Origin of the sequence: Pseudoalteromonas sp. P1-25 (assembly GCF_001401805.1) — a bacterium.
Taxonomy (GTDB): Bacteria; Pseudomonadota; Gammaproteobacteria; order Enterobacterales; family Alteromonadaceae; genus Pseudoalteromonas.
Window position 1 is genome coordinate 19,384 of record NZ_LKDW01000022.1, and the last position, 16,992, is coordinate 36,375.

The following is a 16,992-nucleotide window of genomic DNA, read 5'->3' on the forward strand; positions in this document are numbered from 1 at the left end:
AAACGCTAGAGCGTGTAGTTATTTACTGCACGCTTTTAAAGGATTGATGCAATATGAAAAAGTTTTACATTGGTGCCGCTGTGGTTAGTATTGGTGTGTTTTTACTCTGGTATACAAATAAAAATGAAGTTAAAACGCTTGAGCCTCCCACTGCATTGGCAATAAAAAAGAAGTCAGAGCCAGCAAGCCCAGATAAAAATACCGTAATAACCATTGATGTGCCAAAACAAAAACAGGCTAAAAGTCCAGCCAAAATACAGTATGATCAGCACTTAGCCAGTGCCGCTGAGCATGTAGCAATGCAATACCAAAATGCACTAAAATACCCGCCTTATTCGCAGCCCTTGAGCGCACTTGATGAAGACCGCTTAAAGCCTAATCAGTTTTACCCAGTTACAAGTCCCATTGACAATGCGGGTAATGCTCTCGTCGTTAGTTTAGATAAATACCGGTTTGTATATCCGCAAGATATAACCGTTAATATTGCTGCGCAAAACCTAGCAGAGGTAAATGTAGCGCTTAGCAATACCGATACTAAAGCGTCAATCAGTTCAAAAACCACCACAGCACAGCAGGGCGAAGCCACGGTTAAATTTAAAGCCAGTGAAGACTACCCGCGAAATTTACAGCTATTTGTAGAGGCAAATATTGCAGGTAAAAAGGTGCCTGCAGTAGCGCAAATACAGTATATGCCACCAAGTGCTACGCTTATTGATTTTGATAATGCCTATGCACAAAACGAAAATATGATAGCTACAGCGCATTTAAAGGTGCTCAAAAGCGGCTTATATAGAATTAGGGCAAATTTATACAGTGATACGAGCCCACTTGCACATTTGGTGACTAAAAAGAAACTCTCACAAGGCAGTCAAACGGTGGATTTAAAGGCGCATTGGTCGGTATTACCACAAGGGGTAGTGAATATGCGTTTAAGTGACTTTGTGATAGAGCGCATGTCGCCAAGCCCCGGTGAACGTAATAGTTTTGGTAGCAGTGACATTGCTGAGTTTGAAATTAAAGATTTTGCCTACGATAGTTTGCAACAACTGCCTTATCAAGCAAATGAGCAAGAACGAATGAGTTTAGAGTTTTTAAAAGGGTTAGCTGATAAAGGTTAATGGTAATAAATAAGGGGCATAAAGCCCCTTAACTGTATTTTTTTAAACGGTTAGCTTAGGTTAATAGTAACCACATCAGTTTGCTGATCTTGGGTTTCATCTTCATCGCTTACAGGCGCTTTTGGGATATCTGGTTTATCAAGTGCTATATCACCGCCATCAATAACATCGCCGGTTTTTAGGTTTTCAAAATCAAATAGTGCTGTATCGGCTAAATGCGAAGGCACCACATTTTGCATTGCAGTAAAAATACTTTCGATACGCCCTGGGTGCTCTTTATTCCACTGCGCTAACATGTTTTTAGTGTGTTTACGTTGCAGGTTTTCTTGCGAGCCACATAAATTACACGGAATAATAGGGTAACCTTGGCTAAATGCGTATTTACTTATATCGGCTTCTTTACAGTAAGCTAGCGGGCGAATAACCATGTGCTCGCCGTTATCGCTCATTAATTTAGCCGGCATGCTTTTAAGTTTGCCGCCGTAAAACATGTTTAAAAAGAGTGTTTCGATCATGTCGTCGCGGTGATGGCCAAGGGCAATTTTAGTCGCGCCCATTTCTTTGGCTGTACGGTACAAAATACCACGACGTAGGCGTGAACACAGCGAGCATGTTGTTTTACCCTCAGGGATAATATCGGTCACTATACTGTAGGTGTCTTCTTCTACAATTTTGTATTCAATATCTTGTTTATCAAGGTACTCAGGTAAAACATGTTCAGGAAACCCTGGCTGTTTTTGATCAAGATTAACAACAAATAAATCAAAGTTAATAGGTGCTACACGCTTTAAATGTTTAAGCATATCAAGCATGGTATAACTGTCTTTACCACCCGATAGGCATACCATTACACGGTCGCCTTCTTCAATCATGTTAAAGTCCATGACGGCTTGGCCAGTAAGACGGCGTAAACGCTTTTGTAGCTTATTTAAGTTGTATTGAGCTTTGGCTTGAGCTGAGTGAGACACTACGCCCCCTTATAAAACAATGCGGCAAATTATTTGCTGAAAATAAAGGGGCGTATTATATACCCAAGTACTAGGGGTATTAAAGCGCTAGTTAAGGCTTTGTTTAACTTTTGGCAAGTGGGCTTACGTAGCCATCGGGTTTTAAAGCAAGTACATCACAATCTAGGCTGTCTATTACGTGCTCGGCAGTGTTACCTACTAACGCAGCGCTTAAACCTGTTCGACCTACAGTGCCAATTACCACTAATTCGCTATTTAAGCGACTTGCTACATCGGGGATTACATCCTCAGGCAGGCCTTCTTCTATAAAGCATTGCTCGTTAGTTAAATTAAATGTTTTAGCGAGCTCGTTGGTAGATTCTATGTGGTGTTTTTTTACTGATTCGTTGTAAAGGCTGGGGTTAAACTCAGGGATTTCGATAGCAATATTAATGGGTGTAGCGGGATAGGCATTGACCAAATTAAGCTTAGCGTTGGCAAGCTCACACAAAAATTGTGCATCTTTAATAATGCGTTTATTTAAAGCTACATGCTCGTCGTTTTCACTAACTGCATTCACTGCAGCTAAAATATTGCCTTGCTCAGGCCAAGCCATTTCTTTTACAAATAATACCGGTGTTGGGCATTTGCGTACTAGATGCCAATCAGTAGGGGTAAAAATAACCGACTTAAGCGCGCCATGCTGATGGGTGCTTTTAACAACTAGGTCGTACTCTTGCTCGATAACAGTATTAATAATGGCTTCAAACGGGCGGTTATGCCATACCACTTCGGTGGTGATGTTTATATCAGGGTAGGTAGAAATTATATCTTTAAGCCATATTTCTCTATCAGCAATAACGGCTTTTCGCATTGCTTCGCGCTCTTCGAACGACAACATAGTGGTCATTTCGTAAGAGAAGTCGTAAACAGTCATAAAGGCGGTAATACTGGCACCTGACTTTTTAGCTAAATCAATTGAGCGAGCTAAACCGTGATGATCATCTTTAGTGGGGTCAATAACGGCTAAAATACGTTTAATAGTGTTCATATGCTACTCCCTTTTTTAACTTACTTTCAGTGTAACGTAAATACACAGCAGTTAAAGGGGTAGCACACAAATTGTTGTTCTAAATCAAAGTTACAACAAGCGTTAGCTTAGCAGGGTTTAACTATTGCTGCCGTTTTTGCCAGTGCGTCGCAGTCTAAAATAGTAATAAATTTACCCTCGACTTTTATTAAATCCGCTTTTTGAAAACGGCTTAATAAGCGACTAATTGTCTCTACCGTTAGGCCTAAATAGTTACCTATTTCTCCTCGAGTCATGGTAAATCTAAACTCTTTGCGCGAAAACCCGCGCTCGCCAAAACGCTCCGAAAGGTTATAAATAAAGCTCGCTAGGCGTTCTTCAGCCGACTTTTTATTAAGAAGTAGCAGCATTTCTTGATCGTAGGTAATCTCGCTACTCATTAAACGCATAATTTGTTGGCGCAGTTTGGGTAATTTACCGGCTAACTCATCGAGTGTATCGAACGGGATTTCGCAGACCATTGATGTTTCTAGGGCTTGCGAAAAGCTCTGATGAGCCATTTTGCTAATGGCATCAAAGCCGACTAAATCACCGGCTAAATGAAAACCAGTAATTTGTTCATCCCCTTGCTCAGACAGTGTATACGATTTAAATGAGCCAGAGCGTACTGCATAAATAGCATTAAGAGGAGCACCAGATTCAAACAGGTAGTCACCCTTGTGAAGCGGCTTTTTGCGCTCAATGATTTCGTCGAGCTTGTCCATTTCTTGGCCATTTAACGAAAACGGCAAACATAATTGGCTAATACTGCAATTATTACAGCTAATTGCACAATTACCTTTAGCGCGACTTTGAGAGAAATCCATAATTTAATCCGTTTTAATTTTTATACACAGTACTGAAAATAAACCCAAAGGGTTAATACCGCGACGATTAATGTACTAGTTTATCGGTGGCAATTATTAATAGGTACATACCATACCAAATTATAATACTGCCTAAAACAATACGCGTCCATGGGTGGTTAATAACACTATTGAGCTTTTGAGCGGCTAACCCTAGGGTGATCATGGCCGGAAAGGTGCCAAGTGCAAAGCAAAGCATCACTATAGCTCCGTCAAATGCGCTAGGGCTGGTCATTGCCCAGGTAAGCGCAGAATAAACCAAACCACAAGGCAGCCAACCCCATAAAGCGCCATAGCCTAATGCTTTAGCTGTTGAATCTACTGGCATTAAATACTTATTAAGCTTAACAATGTGCTGCCAAATAAGGGTTTTCCCGATTTTTTCGAGCCATTGCAGAGTAGGTCCTATACGCATAATATACACGCCAACCAACAGCATAAAAATAGCAGCAACGAATGAAAGCGTGACAGAAAAAAACGTATTTTGTTTTGCAAATTGGCTGCTTATACCCGCAACAAGGGCTCCAGCAAGCATGTAACTACACGCTCGGCCAGTATTATACGCAAAAGAATAAATAATAGATTGGCGTTTGTCGGTGGCCAATTGCAATGAACTGGCAATACCACCGCACATGGCTAGGCAATGCCCGCTACCAATTAAGCCCATTAAAAATGCGCTGGTGTAAAGTGGCTCAATCATTACTTTTATTATGCTGATCTTTATCATCTTCAAACAAAATACTATGACCTTGTTTATTTAGATCAGAGAATTGCTCGCTTTTAACCGCCCAAAAAAACACGCCAATAGCAATAATTACAAATAAAATAGCAATGGGGATTAAAATATAAATTATGCTCATAATTTTAAAAGCCTTAGTGAATTACTAATCACAATAATTGAGCTGGCAGACATACCAATAACCGCCATCCACGGGGCCACAAGCCCAAGCGCTGCGAGTGGTAAAATAGAGGCATTATACACCAAAGACAGGGTCAGGTTTTGCTTAACGATTCGTCGCGTTTGTTTAGCAACATTGAGTAGGTGCGCAATAGAGGCTAAATCACTATTTAATAACACCACATCAGCACTGTTTTTAGATATATCGGCACCGGTTTCCATGGCTATGGACAAATGTGCACTGGCAAATACAGGGCTGTCGTTTATGCCATCGCCTACCATAGCGACCACTTCGCTTTGTGATGACCACTGCTCAACGGCGGTTTGTTTATCTTTAGGTGAAAGGGCGCTTTGACTACTATTAAGCTTTAATTGTTTTGCTATTTTTTGCCCCGCATCTGATGCATCGCCTGTCAGCATATGACAGCTTAAACTTTGTGCTTGTAAGTTAGCTATAAGCTCATTAGCACCAGGTTTTACTTTATCTATAAAGTAAAAACGGGCAACTACACGCTTGTTTATAAATAGGCTTGCTTGAGCATTCGTTTTTTTACTATCAAACCAGCCACTTTTACCAACAGCGTAATGATCAGCACCGCTTTGCGCACTGATGCCCAACCCCGGGTGAATGGTAACGTTAGTAAGAGTAAGCTCTGTGTTGGCGTATTTATTAAATGCACTGGCAATGGGGTGTTCTGAGTAGCGCTCTAACTGGGCGGCAATATTAAGGACTTCCTCTTTAGAGAGATGAGTGTCAAGTATATCAACGGCGTCTAAACTAAATTTGCCTTGTGTGAGCGTGCCTGTTTTATCAAAAGCAAACAATGTTAGTTTTGAGAGTGTTTCAAGCACATGTGCTTGTTTTATTAAAATCCCTTTGCGGGTAAGCGTTGCAACAGCACAAGTTAAAGCTGTTGGTATAGCAAGACTTAACGCACAAGGGCATGTTGCAACTAATACAGAAATGGTGATCCAAAATGCGTGCTCTGGGTCAATTTGGTACCAGCCAATAGCCGTTATAGAGGCGAAAACGAGTAAGCAAGCAATAAACCACTGTGCAACTTTATCAGTAATTTCTACCAGTTTAGGGCGCTTAGTGAGGGCATTATGCTGTAAACGTATAATTTGGTTTAGTAGGGTATTTTGGCCAACTTTATTAATTTTAATTTCTATTACGCCATCATGATTCACACACCCTGCGTATACATTGTGACCAATAAATTTATTTACGGGCTGATGCTCACCTGTCATCATGGATTCATCAACACTCGTTTGTCCTTTGATTAGTTCTCCGTCAGCCGGAATCGTCTCGCCTGCTTTTATAAGAATAACATCATTAAGCTTGAGTTTTTTAGCGGCGATAATGTGCTCTTGGCCTTTATCATCAAGGGTACGGGCCGTTAAAGGCAGCAGTTTTTGTAGGTTTGCGGTAAATTCGCTGGCTTTTAATCTAGCCCTAAATTCAAGATATTTGCCTAATAATAACAAAAAGGTAAACATACAAACCGATTCAAAATACACTTCGCCTACGTGCATAAACGTGGCATAACAACTTGCGCTATATGCGCCAAAAATGGCCAACGATACGGGTAAGTCCATATTTAACTGTTTTGCTTTTAAGCCATTGATAGCATTGGTTAAAAAAGGTAATGCGCTGTACAAAATAACGGGGGAGGCAAGGACTAGGCTTATCCAGCGAAAGTATTCTTCAAAGTTACTATCCATACCCGAGAACATGCCAAAGTACATCGCAAAGGCAAACATCATCACCTGCATGGTCATCAACCCTGCAACACCTAAACGGCGAATATACGCTTTTGCTGTTTGTTGTTTTTGTTGAGCTTCGTCATCGGCCTGAAAGGGGTAAGCTTTATAGCCAATTTTGGCAAGCGAGGTGATAATGTCGCTAAGCGGAGTTTGGGTTTTATCCCACTGGATCATGGCACGGTTAGTTGAAGTGTTAACATCTACGCGCTTAACTGTTTTTAAGCTCAGTAATTGTTTTTCAATAAGCCAAGCACATGCGGCGCAGGTAATGCCTTCAACACTTAATAAAACCTCTGACAAGTTATCGGTTGTGGCTATAAACTCATCTTGTATGTCTTCGTTGTCGTAGCTTTTAATAAATTCTAGTTGCTCTGGCACTAATTGTTCTACTTTACCGGCGCGCACAGTGCGGTATTTGTAGTAGTCAGTCATGCCCTGATCAACAATGTTTTGCGCAACCGCTTGGCAGCCAATACAGCACATGGGCTGAGGTGTATTATCTATTGTTACGGTTGCGCTAAATCCATTTGGCACACTTTCAAGGCAATGAAAGCAAGAAACGCTCATAGTGATGACTACTTATAATTTGGGGTAACTAACAACGCTTGCTCTGTAGGAAGAGTAATATTTTCTTTTAACTTCCAACTGCCATCTACAGGCTCTATAAATACAGAGTAAGCACCTGGTGTGTAGTTATCGAGTAGGGCTGTAAATTCTTTATTTGCATTAGGGGTAAGCGTTGCTTCAAAGTCATGCGCTTTAATAGTGCGATGATAAAAAGACAGTTTTAAAGCGTGTACGTTACTGTAATCGCCTTTGGTAAAGGCAAAGCTGGCACGTTCGTTTGTAACATTAAGCTTGCCATGTAAAAACAGGGCTTTGGCTTTTTCAAACTTAGTAAGCTCTAAGTTTATTGCTTTACCTTTTTTATAGTAATCATCAACTACCATATCTGGGCCATTCCCCACGGCAGTAATAATTAAGGTTATGCACCCAATAATGGCCGCTAGCGGAAAAAACATTAAAAACCAAGGCCAAAAATTTTTATACCACGAAGTAGGTTGCATAGTTGCTCTAAAATTAGTTTAGGTGGTGCTATTTTATAGCAAATATTGGTAAAAGACTAAAAAAAAGCCTCCGACAGGAGGCTTTTTTGATCTGGATTAATCTATTGAAATAATAAGATTAATTAATGGTTAACTCCGTGTTTATTTATCTTGCGATAAACTGTAAACGTAGGCAGTTAACAGGTGAATTTTGTCTTCACCTAAAATATCTTTCCATGCTGGCATTACACCGGCGCGGCCATGGTTAAGTGTTTCTTCAACTGCGCGTTGAGAGCCACCGTACAACCAAATGTTATCCGTTAGGTTAGGCGCACCAAACGGTAAGTTATGTGCTACAGAACCCTTACCATCAGCACCGTGACACGCGGCACACATTGCAAACTTGGCGGCACCTGCGGCTGCATCTTTTTGGTTAACAGTACGACCAGATAAGCTAAGTACGTGCGCTGTCATTTCTTTAACGCCTTGCTCACCCAGTGCTGCACTCCAAGAAGGCATCGCTGCTACACGACCATAAAGAAGCGTTTCTTTAATTTTGTCTGGTGAGCCACCGTATAACCAGTCTTTATCAGTTAGGTTAGGGAAGCCAGTTGCACCACGTGCATCTGAACCATGACATTGTGCACAGTTTTGCGAGAATAAACGCTGACCAATTTCAAGAGCTAACTGACCGTCTGTTTGTTCATGCTTTTCGCCATTTTCAAGAGCCACTTGCTGCGCTGCATCACCTTCAAATTTAGAGTTAACTAAATCTAAAACGGGTACTTGTGCAAGCTTGTTGAAAATAGGGCCAAAACGCTCTTCGGCTGCTTCGTATTCTTTATCAAGTTTTACATAGCGGCCTTCTTCTTTTGCTTTAGCTGTGGCTTCTTTAGATTCAGCTAAAGAGGTAATACCTTGGTTAGAGCTTGTCCATTTACCTAAGCCTTCCCAGTTACCTAAACCTGGATAAGCTGCTAAGTAATATACCGACCAAATAAATGTTGCGAAGAACATGTACGTCCACCATTTTGGTAGTGGATTATTTAGTTCGGTAATGCCGTCATATTCGTGTCCGCAGTCTTCACCTTCTTTTACGCCTGCATAGTTTTTAAGGTTCCAAACTAATAGGCTAAAAATGATGATTAAGCAGGCTAGGGTTAATACAATAACCCAAATACTCCAAAAGCTAGTCATTTTTCAGACTCCTTTTCCTCGTTAGAGAGTGTGTTGTTATGTTTTTTTTCATCTTCAAAAATGGCATTAGCAGCGTCATCAAAACGGTTTTTGCTACGCTTGCTGTATGCCCATACAACAATCACAATAAACAATACTAAAATTACCAGAGTCAAAATGCCTCTGTATGTTCCGTAATCCATAATAATTACTTCAAGTGAGTGCCAAGTTGCTGTAAATACGCGATTAGGGCTTGCATTTCAGTTGCGCCTTCGCCGTTATTCATAGCGTTAACTTTATCAACATCTGCTTGTAGCTCTTCGTCGCTGCCATAACCTAAACCCGGGTGTTTAGGGTTTTCTGGGTTAATAGCAAAAGTATCACGGAAAATTTGTAGCTTTTTCAGAGTTAAGCTGGTGTCAACCTTTGTCTCTGCTAACCAAGGAAAGCCTGGCATGTTAGACTCAGGAACCACAGCACGTGGGTCAACTAAGTGTGCATAATGCCAATCGTCCGAGTAACGGTTACCTACACGAGCAAGGTCAGGACCAGTACGTTTTGAACCCCATTGGAAAGGGTGATCCCATACTGATTCGCCCGCTACAGAGTAGTGACCGTAACGCTCAACTTCATCGCGAAAAGGACGAATCATTTGTGAGTGACAGTTGTAACAACCTTCACGTACATAAATGTCACGGCCTTCCATTTCAAGCGCGTTAAGTGGGCGTAAACCTTCAACAGGTTTGGTTGTATCGTCTTGGAACATTAGCGGAGTAATTTCAACTAACGCACCAAAACTAATAGCAAAAACAGTCAAGATAGCCATTAGGCCAACGTTCTTTTCTACTATTTCATGTTTGTTTTGTGAATTTTTATTGCTCATCATCTCACTCCGTTATGCTAATTGTGCTTGCGCGTCTAACTTCAGAGATTCTTTCTCAGCTGAAATTGTACGCAGAACGTTGTAAGCCATAACTAACATACCTGTAACGATGAATACACCGCCTACAAAGCGCATAATATAGAATGGGTGTGATGCTTCTAAAGACTGAACAAAGCTATACATTAATGTACCGTCAGAGTTAACTGCACGCCACATTAGGCCTTGCATAACACCTGAGATCCACATTGCAACAATGTAAAGTACAACACCTACAGTGTGTAACCAGAAGTGGGTGTTAACCAATTTAACGCTGTACATACGACCTTGAGCGAATAGCGCAGGAATAAGGTGGTAGATAGCACCAATTGAAATCATTGCAACCCAACCAAGTGCACCTGAGTGTACGTGGCCAATAGTCCAATCTGTGTAGTGAGATAATGCATTTACAGATTTAATTGCCATCATTGGGCCTTCAAACGTAGACATACCGTAAAAAGACAATGAAACAACTAAGAAACGCAGTACTGGGTCGGTGCGAAGCTTATGCCATGCGCCAGAAAGCGTCATAATACCGTTAATCATACCACCCCAAGATGGAACGAATAAGATAATAGACATAACCATACCTAAACTTTGCGTCCAATCAGGAAGCGCTGTGTAGTGAAGGTGGTGAGGACCAGCCCAAATGTAAAGAGAAATAAGTGCCCAAAAGTGAACAACCGATAAACGGTAAGAGTAAACAGGGCGACCTGCTTGCTTTGGTACAAAGTAGTACATCATACCTAAGAAACCAGCTGTTAGTAGGAAACCTACAGCGTTATGACCGTACCACCACTGAACCATAGCATCTACAGCACCCGCGTAGATTGAGTATGATTTAGTTAGCGACACAGGCACTGCCATGCTGTTTACAATGTGAAGCACTGCAACAGTAATAATAAAGCCAGCGTAAAACCAGTTTGCAACGTAAATGTGCGATACTTTACGTTTGATCAGCGTACCAAAAAATACAACTGCGTAAACTATCCATACTACCGCGATTAAAATATCAATTGGCCACTCAAGCTCTGCATATTCTTTAGAGCTAGTAATACCCAATGGGAGTGTTATTACGGCTAATACAATAACAAGCTGCCAACCCCAAAAAGAGAAAGCGGCGAGTTTGTCTGAGAAAAGGCGCGTTTGACAAGTACGTTGAACGACATAATAAGACGTCGCGAAAAGTGCACTGGTACCAAATGCGAAAATTACTGCGTTCGTATGTAACGGACGTAGTCGAGAGTATGTTAACCATGGTGTATCAAAGTTAAGTGCTGGCCAAGCTAATTGGGCAGCAATCAGAACCCCAATACTCATGCCAACGATGCCCCAAATCACTGTCATAATAGCGAATTGGCGTACAACTTTATAGTTATACTCAGTTTGTGATGCTACTGTTTGGCTCATTTTCTGGCTTCCGCTGCAATAAATGCGTTTAGAAATGAATTACCCACCGTTTAAAGTGGGGCCTACTATTTTCCTCAAGCGTATTACCTAAAACGTTCAAAGCCTGAATGCTTCAGAAAACAAACTCGAGAAACCCTTATTTTTTGCGGGTGAAATGATAAATTTTTTGGCCTAAAAAAGATAGGTCAATTACATAAAATTATGACATCAATCAAAGTTTGTGAGTTTGTTGTTTATTTTTTGATACAGATTGTACCTATATTAACCAAACATCACACTGGCTATTGTTATTTCAAAGCATGCTAATTAAGATTTGTTTTTATTTAGCGCGGGTTTGTTATGCATATATATAGATTTACTTTGTTTTTTATGCTGTTTTTTGTATTAACAGGCTGTGACAATGCCAACCAAAAAGATCAAAAAGCGCTGTTAAAAACAAATTGCGACCCAAATCAGCACTGTATTTACAAGACCGGTGTTAAAGTATGGTTAAGTGATAAAAACATTACCCCCGAAACCCCCTTTAGTATTTACCTTGATCTACCCGCCCACCTAAAAATAGATAACGCTAAGCTTGAAAGTATAACTATGTATATGGGTTTTATTCCGCAAAAGTTCACTAAAGAAGCAACTATTTATAAAAGTGACACTATGGTGGGGATATGCTCAGAGGAAAATATGTTGTGGCAACTTGTGCTTAATTTAAGCAACATTCAAACTGGCGAGTCAATCACCCATTTTTATAATTTTTACGTAACGTATTAAATAGGCATTATTTTTACACTTTTATTTTAAAGCATAGCAAGTAATAAAATACCCTATTAAATAACGTGCTTTTAGGGCTTACTTAATTACATAACCTGTTTTATGTTGTGTAATTGTACCTGAAAAGCGAAAACCATCTCCCTAGCCTTTCATAAATCTCACTCATTTAAACAATTACGCTTGTTCCAATCAAACGTTGAAGCCTCGCTGAACAAAAATATGACCCAAAAAAGCCAAACAAATAGCTTAATCAGACTATTTAATCAGTAAATTTGCATATTTATGGTTAGTAAATTTATTACACCTTTACGGTTTTACTAATGCGCTGTGATTAATATGTTAATTTTTCTAAAAAGGGGATATTTATAGGGTGGTTACATTTAATTACAATCTGAATAACTTTGATTTCAGGTGTGTTTTTATTGGTTGGTAAGTTGGTTAAGCTATTGTTTTTAATTTGTTTTTTTTAATTAACACTGAAACAACCAATAACCTTTGTACCTTTTATGGTTATTCTTTTTTGCTGTTGTATATACATTCACCTGACGTTAAGTTTTTGTTCAGTTAACTGAGCCTAAGTTGCCCCCCTGACTCACAATTCTTATAAAAAGTGAGCATTACCAATCAAGGTAAATTTCCAACAAGTAGGGTTTATTCATGAAAAAATCAACTCTTGGTTTAGCTGTAATCGCAGCAATCCCAATGTTCTCAAGTATGCAAGTAGTAGCGGCCGAAGATGGCGCAAACGCGATTGAAAAAATTCAAGTAACAGGTTCTCGCATTAAGCGCGCAGATATGGAAACCGCTAGCCCAGTTACTTTAATCGGTGCAGATGACATTGCTGCAACCGGCGCAGTTTCGGTTGATTCCGTATTACAAAAAATGACTGCTACGGGTGGTGCAATGACCAACCCGGGTATTAACAATGGTTCTGGTGGTAATGCTTCTATTGATTTACGTGGTTTAGGTTCACAACGTACACTAGTACTTGTAAATGGCCGTCGTATGATCAACTCAGGTACTGGTGCTGCTTCAACTGTTGATTTAAACACTATCCCAGTGTCTATGATCAAGCACATTGAAGTACTTAAAGATGGTGCATCTGCAGTATACGGTACTGATGCGGTTGCAGGTGTTGTAAACATCATCTTAAAAGATGACTTTGAAGGTTTAGACTTAAACGTTAAATCTGCAATCACTACTGAAGGTGATGCTGATGAAACGTCTTTCGATATCACTATGGGTGGTAGCTTTGGCCGTGGTAACGTTGTAATTGGTCTTCAATACACTGATCGTGGCGACGCATCTCAAGCAGACCGTAGCTTCTCTGATTGTCCATTAACTGAAGATGGTGACGGCAGTGCACCTTACTGTTCAGGTTCTTCATACACGCCAAATGGTCACGTATGGTCAGGTGACGAATCACTTCAAGGTCAAGCAGACAACGGTTGGCATGACTTTGGTTCTGATGATGCGTACAACTACTCATCAGACAGCTACCTATACACGCCTATGCGTCGTTTAAACCTTACAGGTATTGGTAGCTTCGATCTTACTGATGACACGCGTTTATACTCAGAGTTTACATACTCTAAACGTTGGTCAGAGCAACAAATGGCGCCACAGCCAGTATGGTTTGACTTCGATTACACTGAAGATATGGGCGACTCACTAACAAGCCACAATATCAACTACGGTGACGAAGTTTCTTACGGTCGTCGTATGACTGACACAGGTACGCGTGATTTCTCACAAGTTGTTGATACTGTACGTACTGTAGTAGGTGCAGCGGGTTACCTTGACAGTGGTTACGATTGGGATGTGTCTGTAATTTTTGGTCGTAACGATTCAGTTGACCGTTTAAGCAACCTTCACAATATGGGTTCTATCCAAGACGCAATCGAAGCGGGTGACTTTAACCCACTTGTACAATCTTCTTGGTCTGCTGAGAACTTAAGCGATTACGTTTACACAGAGCAAAACTCAGGTGGTAGCCAATTACTAATGTTCACTGCTTCATTAGCGGGTGAAGTAATGGAACTTCCAGCAGGTTACGTAGGGTTTGCAGCGGGCGTTGAGCGCCGTGAAGAAAAAGCATGGTACATCCCAGATTCAATCACGTCACAAGGTCTTGCAAATGACCCACGTGTTGAGCCTACAAGCGGTCGTTTTGACGTAAATGAAGCGTACTTAGAGCTTGCAATTCCTTTAGTTAGCGATGCGTTCTTAGCGCAAAACGTTGAACTAAGCACTGCAATCCGTGCTTTCGATTACAGCACATTCGGCTCTGACGAAACTTGGAAATTGGGTTTAACTTGGCGTGTAAACGACGAAGTAATGCTTCGTGGTGTTCGCTCTACAGCATTCCGTGCGCCTACAGTAGCTGAACTATACTCAGGTAATTCACCGTCTTTCGAACAAGTTAGCTTCCCAGGTGCACAAGACCAGGCAGAAGTAACAGTAGGTGGTAATGACCAATTAACGCCTGAAGAAGCTGATACGCTAACAGCAGGTATTGTGTACGAGCCAGAGTGGTTTGAAGGTTTCTCAATGACGTTAGATTACTACGACATTGAAATTGAAAACGCTATTGCTACCGTTAACAACCAATACATTGTTGATTCATGTCTAGCATCAGATGGTTCATTAGCTAACCAAGGTACTGCGTTATGTAGCTCAGCTGCGCTATCGTTTAACCAAAGCACTGGCCGTATTGCTTTTAATAACCAACTTCAAAACGTAGGTTACGAGCAAACTAAAGGTTACGATTTAAACTTAAACTACACATTTGATGCAGCGGGTCTTGCATGGAATACATCATTAGATGTTACTTACCTAGACGAGTACCTAGTAGACGTTGTTGAATCAAGCATTGACTACGCTGGTTTAATTACTTCTGGCATCGGTGGTTACGCTGATGTTAAAGCTAACTTTGAGCTAACTGTCAAAGGCGATGCTTGGAATGCAAACTACAAAGCGCGCTACATTGCAGGAATGGATAGCTACAGCTGTCAAAGCGATGTTTCATCATGTTATGCGCCTACAACGCCTTCAGTTGTATACCATGACATAAGCGGTGCTTACATCTTTAATGAGACTGTGTCTGTATCTGCTGGTGTGAATAACTTATTTGATAAGCAACCTCCTTACTACACTGGTAATAACGACTCTAACACTGACCCGTACACATACGATGTATTAGGTCGCCGTGTATTTGCTGGTGTAAACGTTAAGTTTTAATTAGCACATTAATCGTATTAAGGCTCAGTGTTTACTGGGCCTTTTTTATTGAACAAAACTAAGGAGACAAGTACACTTAAATACATTATTAGAAGGAGAACTGATTGTTAAAACAAGACGAAAATTTATCTTTTGTCATAGAACCAGAGCTAACCCCTCGCTCTGAGCAACGTATCGACTTGTACTTTTCTATTCCCAACGAAATGGGTATCAACGCGCAAACCCTCAGTGAAGAGTCTTATTTTAATAACCACTTTAAATCGCACTTAGCTTATAACGCTAAAAACATACACTTACCTTTAGTGCGTAGCCGCTTTGTTAGTAAAAACAAAGGTGAGCAGCAAGATTACCGTCAAAACCTTAATTTGTACTGCTATCAGGTTCGTTTAGCGCTCGATGCTGATATTAAAGATGCGTTAAAAATTCAAGAGGTAGAGGCTTTTTACGCCCGTGCACAAGAGCTGTTTGAACAAAGTGAAGGGCTGCTAAAAAAGCTGCGCAGGTATACCCCTGATGATGAAAAGCTAGTCCCGTTTTACACCAATGCGGATAACTATTTAAGTTGGCATGTTGAGCAGTCGTTTTTAAAACTTTTAGATGAAGGCCCACGCAGTAGTGACTTTGCTAAAGAGCGCAACGATTTACTGCAATTTTGTAAAAGCGAAAATACATATCGGTTTGAGCAAAATTACAACTCAGAAACCACGCTACAAGATGGTAACCGCATTACTAATAAAATGCGTTTACTGCAGCGCCTTATAGAGCACGGCGTTATTTTGCATCGCAATACGCGTTATTTAAATAGTTACTTAAAGCGTTTAGTGAAAGGCACGGTAACAGCGGTTATTATGGCATTTGTGATGGTGGTTATACTCAATGCACGTTCAACCTTTACCGAAGTTACCGCCACGCTTATTTTAATATTAGGGGTTATTTACGGGCTACGTGAAATATTTAAAGAAGATATTACGCGGGTAATTTGGCGTGCTATTGTGCGGGGGCGACCCAAATGGCGTTTTGTATTTAAAAACAGCATCACTAAAGACCGGGTGGCAAGCCAGTTTGTTTGGCTTGAATACATGCGTTTTAAAAAAATCCCCAGCGAAGTAAAAACAATATTTTCAAAACGGCGTCAGCAAAACAAATTAGCCGCGCAGTGGCTTCATTTTGCTAGTGAAACACGTGTTTCGGCGAAAGAATTTTTACCTGGCTACGACACGCTACAGCAAAGTATGCGTTTTAATTTGGCACCTTTTGCACGGTATTTAAAACGCGGCGAGGGCAAGCTGTATCATTTAGATGGCAATAAAATATCAAAGCAAGCGGTTGAAAGACGATACCAGTTAAATTTGGTGATGGTATTAAAAGACGAGGAAAGAACCTTATATCAACGTTACAAAATCACGCTTAATCGCAGTAAAATAGTTAATATTGAACTTATTTACTCTAAAAAATAAAAAGGGATAGCACGGCTATCCCTTAGAGTTATGTAAACTAAGCTAATAAAGCGCAGTGTTATTTTGTAATACCATGCTTTGAATAAATCGTTACTTTGTCTGAAACAAGTGTGATTTCGATGTTTTTAGACTCATCACCCCAAACACAGTTAGTATGCAGTGTTTTTTCTACGCAGTTATCAGCAGAGCCTAAAATCGCTTCTACCTCGGCTCTATCCATGCCAACTTCAATTTTTTCGTAGTTTTCTAGGCTTACTTTTGAACAAGCTGCCAGGCTTAGCGTTGCTGCGATGATCAGGAATTTTTTCATTGTT

Annotated in this window: 16 protein-coding genes; 4 read left to right on the forward strand and 12 right to left on the reverse strand. The window is 40.6% G+C overall.

Features of this window, described 5'->3' with window-relative positions; all coding sequences use genetic code 11:
- Positions 1 to 53 precede the first annotated feature (53 nt).
- Complete coding sequence (locus AN393_RS13480; RefSeq protein ID WP_055018360.1) at positions 54 to 1,118, forward strand: hypothetical protein; 1,065 nt, start codon at positions 54 to 56, stop codon at positions 1,116 to 1,118.
- A 50-nt stretch (positions 1,119 to 1,168) separates the two neighbouring features.
- Here the strand turns inward: AN393_RS13480 and ttcA are convergent, their stop codons facing one another.
- The 11 genes from ttcA to ccoN all read right to left on the reverse strand — a co-directional run bounded on the left by ttcA (position 1,169) and on the right by ccoN (position 11,216).
- Positions 1,169 to 2,086, reverse strand: a complete 918-nt coding sequence (gene ttcA / locus AN393_RS13485) for a tRNA 2-thiocytidine(32) synthetase TtcA (protein WP_055015673.1) — start codon at positions 2,084 to 2,086, stop codon at positions 1,169 to 1,171.
- Positions 2,087 to 2,189: 103 nt separating this feature from the next.
- Positions 2,190 to 3,116, reverse strand: a complete 927-nt coding sequence (gene uspE / locus AN393_RS13490) for a universal stress protein UspE (protein WP_055015672.1) — start codon at positions 3,114 to 3,116, stop codon at positions 2,190 to 2,192.
- A gap of 107 nt (positions 3,117 to 3,223) precedes the next feature.
- The gene (locus AN393_RS13495; protein WP_055018361.1) at positions 3,224 to 3,961 is read right to left on the reverse strand and encodes an FNR family transcription factor; all 738 of its coding nucleotides are present in this window, start codon (positions 3,959 to 3,961) and stop codon (positions 3,224 to 3,226) included.
- A gap of 67 nt (positions 3,962 to 4,028) precedes the next feature.
- Entirely contained in the window at positions 4,029 to 4,700 is a 672-nt protein-coding gene (locus AN393_RS13500) for a sulfite exporter TauE/SafE family protein (protein WP_055015670.1), read from the reverse strand.
- Positions 4,693 to 4,860: a cbb3-type cytochrome oxidase assembly protein CcoS gene (gene ccoS / locus AN393_RS13505; protein ID WP_055015669.1), complete on the reverse strand. Its 168-nt coding sequence runs from the start codon at positions 4,858 to 4,860 to the stop codon at positions 4,693 to 4,695. Before ccoS ends, AN393_RS13500 begins: the two co-directional genes overlap by 8 nt.
- The gene (locus AN393_RS13510; RefSeq protein WP_055018362.1) at positions 4,857 to 7,232 is read right to left on the reverse strand and encodes a heavy metal translocating P-type ATPase; all 2,376 of its coding nucleotides are present in this window, start codon (positions 7,230 to 7,232) and stop codon (positions 4,857 to 4,859) included. Before AN393_RS13510 ends, ccoS begins: the two co-directional genes overlap by 4 nt.
- An 8-nt stretch (positions 7,233 to 7,240) precedes the next feature.
- Positions 7,241 to 7,732 carry a FixH family protein gene (locus AN393_RS13515; RefSeq protein WP_055015667.1) on the reverse strand — a complete coding sequence of 164 codons (492 nt, stop codon included), beginning with the start codon at positions 7,730 to 7,732 and terminating at the stop codon, positions 7,241 to 7,243.
- 141 nt (positions 7,733 to 7,873) lie between these two features.
- A complete protein-coding gene (gene ccoP, locus AN393_RS13520; RefSeq protein ID WP_055015666.1) occupies positions 7,874 to 8,908 on the reverse strand; it encodes a cytochrome-c oxidase, cbb3-type subunit III in 1,035 nt (344 codons plus the stop codon).
- Entirely contained in the window at positions 8,905 to 9,090 is a 186-nt protein-coding gene (locus AN393_RS13525) for a CcoQ/FixQ family Cbb3-type cytochrome c oxidase assembly chaperone (protein WP_004588824.1), read from the reverse strand. Before AN393_RS13525 ends, ccoP begins: the two co-directional genes overlap by 4 nt.
- Before the next feature lie 5 nt (positions 9,091 to 9,095).
- Positions 9,096 to 9,770 carry a cytochrome-c oxidase, cbb3-type subunit II gene (ccoO, locus tag AN393_RS13530; RefSeq protein WP_004588825.1) on the reverse strand — a complete coding sequence of 225 codons (675 nt, stop codon included), beginning with the start codon at positions 9,768 to 9,770 and terminating at the stop codon, positions 9,096 to 9,098.
- A gap of 12 nt (positions 9,771 to 9,782) precedes the next feature.
- Positions 9,783 to 11,216 carry a cytochrome-c oxidase, cbb3-type subunit I gene (gene ccoN / locus AN393_RS13535; protein ID WP_004588826.1) on the reverse strand — a complete coding sequence of 478 codons (1,434 nt, stop codon included), beginning with the start codon at positions 11,214 to 11,216 and terminating at the stop codon, positions 9,783 to 9,785.
- 339 nt (positions 11,217 to 11,555) lie between these two features.
- On the opposite strand from ccoN, the gene AN393_RS13540 reads away from it, so the two are divergent.
- The 3 genes from AN393_RS13540 to AN393_RS13550 all read left to right on the forward strand — a co-directional run bounded on the left by AN393_RS13540 (position 11,556) and on the right by AN393_RS13550 (position 16,678).
- A complete protein-coding gene (locus AN393_RS13540; RefSeq protein WP_055018363.1) occupies positions 11,556 to 11,981 on the forward strand; it encodes a hypothetical protein in 426 nt (141 codons plus the stop codon).
- Between the two features lie 657 nt (positions 11,982 to 12,638).
- On the forward strand, positions 12,639 to 15,221 hold the full coding sequence (locus tag AN393_RS13545) for a TonB-dependent receptor (protein WP_055018364.1): 2,583 nt from the start codon (positions 12,639 to 12,641) through the stop codon (positions 15,219 to 15,221).
- A gap of 104 nt (positions 15,222 to 15,325) precedes the next feature.
- Positions 15,326 to 16,678 (forward strand): hypothetical protein, encoded by a 1,353-nt coding sequence (locus AN393_RS13550; RefSeq protein WP_055018365.1) that lies wholly within the window; start codon positions 15,326 to 15,328, stop codon positions 16,676 to 16,678.
- A 58-nt stretch (positions 16,679 to 16,736) separates the two neighbouring features.
- Here AN393_RS13550 and AN393_RS13555 read toward each other — a convergent pair whose 3' ends face one another.
- Positions 16,737 to 16,988 (reverse strand): hypothetical protein, encoded by a 252-nt coding sequence (locus AN393_RS13555; RefSeq protein ID WP_055015662.1) that lies wholly within the window; start codon positions 16,986 to 16,988, stop codon positions 16,737 to 16,739.
- Positions 16,989 to 16,992: the final 4 nt, after the last annotated feature.

Coding starts and splice junctions, on each gene's coding strand:
- AN393_RS13480 (WP_055018360.1), top strand. CDS start 54: ATGAAAAAGTTTTACATTGGTGCCGCTGTGGTTAGTATTGGTGTGTTT.
- uspE (WP_055015672.1), bottom strand. CDS start 3,116: ATGAACACTATTAAACGTATTTTAGCCGTTATTGACCCCACTAAAGAT.
- AN393_RS13495 (WP_055018361.1), bottom strand. CDS start 3,961: ATGGATTTCTCTCAAAGTCGCGCTAAAGGTAATTGTGCAATTAGCTGT.
- AN393_RS13500 (WP_055015670.1), bottom strand. CDS start 4,700: ATGATTGAGCCACTTTACACCAGCGCATTTTTAATGGGCTTAATTGGT.
- ccoS (WP_055015669.1), bottom strand. CDS start 4,860: ATGAGCATAATTTATATTTTAATCCCCATTGCTATTTTATTTGTAATT.
- AN393_RS13510 (WP_055018362.1), bottom strand. CDS start 7,232: ATGAGCGTTTCTTGCTTTCATTGCCTTGAAAGTGTGCCAAATGGATTT.
- AN393_RS13515 (WP_055015667.1), bottom strand. CDS start 7,732: ATGCAACCTACTTCGTGGTATAAAAATTTTTGGCCTTGGTTTTTAATG.
- ccoP (WP_055015666.1), bottom strand. CDS start 8,908: ATGACTAGCTTTTGGAGTATTTGGGTTATTGTATTAACCCTAGCCTGC.
- AN393_RS13525 (WP_004588824.1), bottom strand. CDS start 9,090: ATGGATTACGGAACATACAGAGGCATTTTGACTCTGGTAATTTTAGTA.
- ccoO (WP_004588825.1), bottom strand. CDS start 9,770: ATGAGCAATAAAAATTCACAAAACAAACATGAAATAGTAGAAAAGAAC.
- ccoN (WP_004588826.1), bottom strand. CDS start 11,216: ATGAGCCAAACAGTAGCATCACAAACTGAGTATAACTATAAAGTTGTA.
- AN393_RS13540 (WP_055018363.1), top strand. CDS start 11,556: ATGCATATATATAGATTTACTTTGTTTTTTATGCTGTTTTTTGTATTA.
- AN393_RS13545 (WP_055018364.1), top strand. CDS start 12,639: ATGAAAAAATCAACTCTTGGTTTAGCTGTAATCGCAGCAATCCCAATG.
- AN393_RS13555 (WP_055015662.1), bottom strand. CDS start 16,988: ATGAAAAAATTCCTGATCATCGCAGCAACGCTAAGCCTGGCAGCTTGT.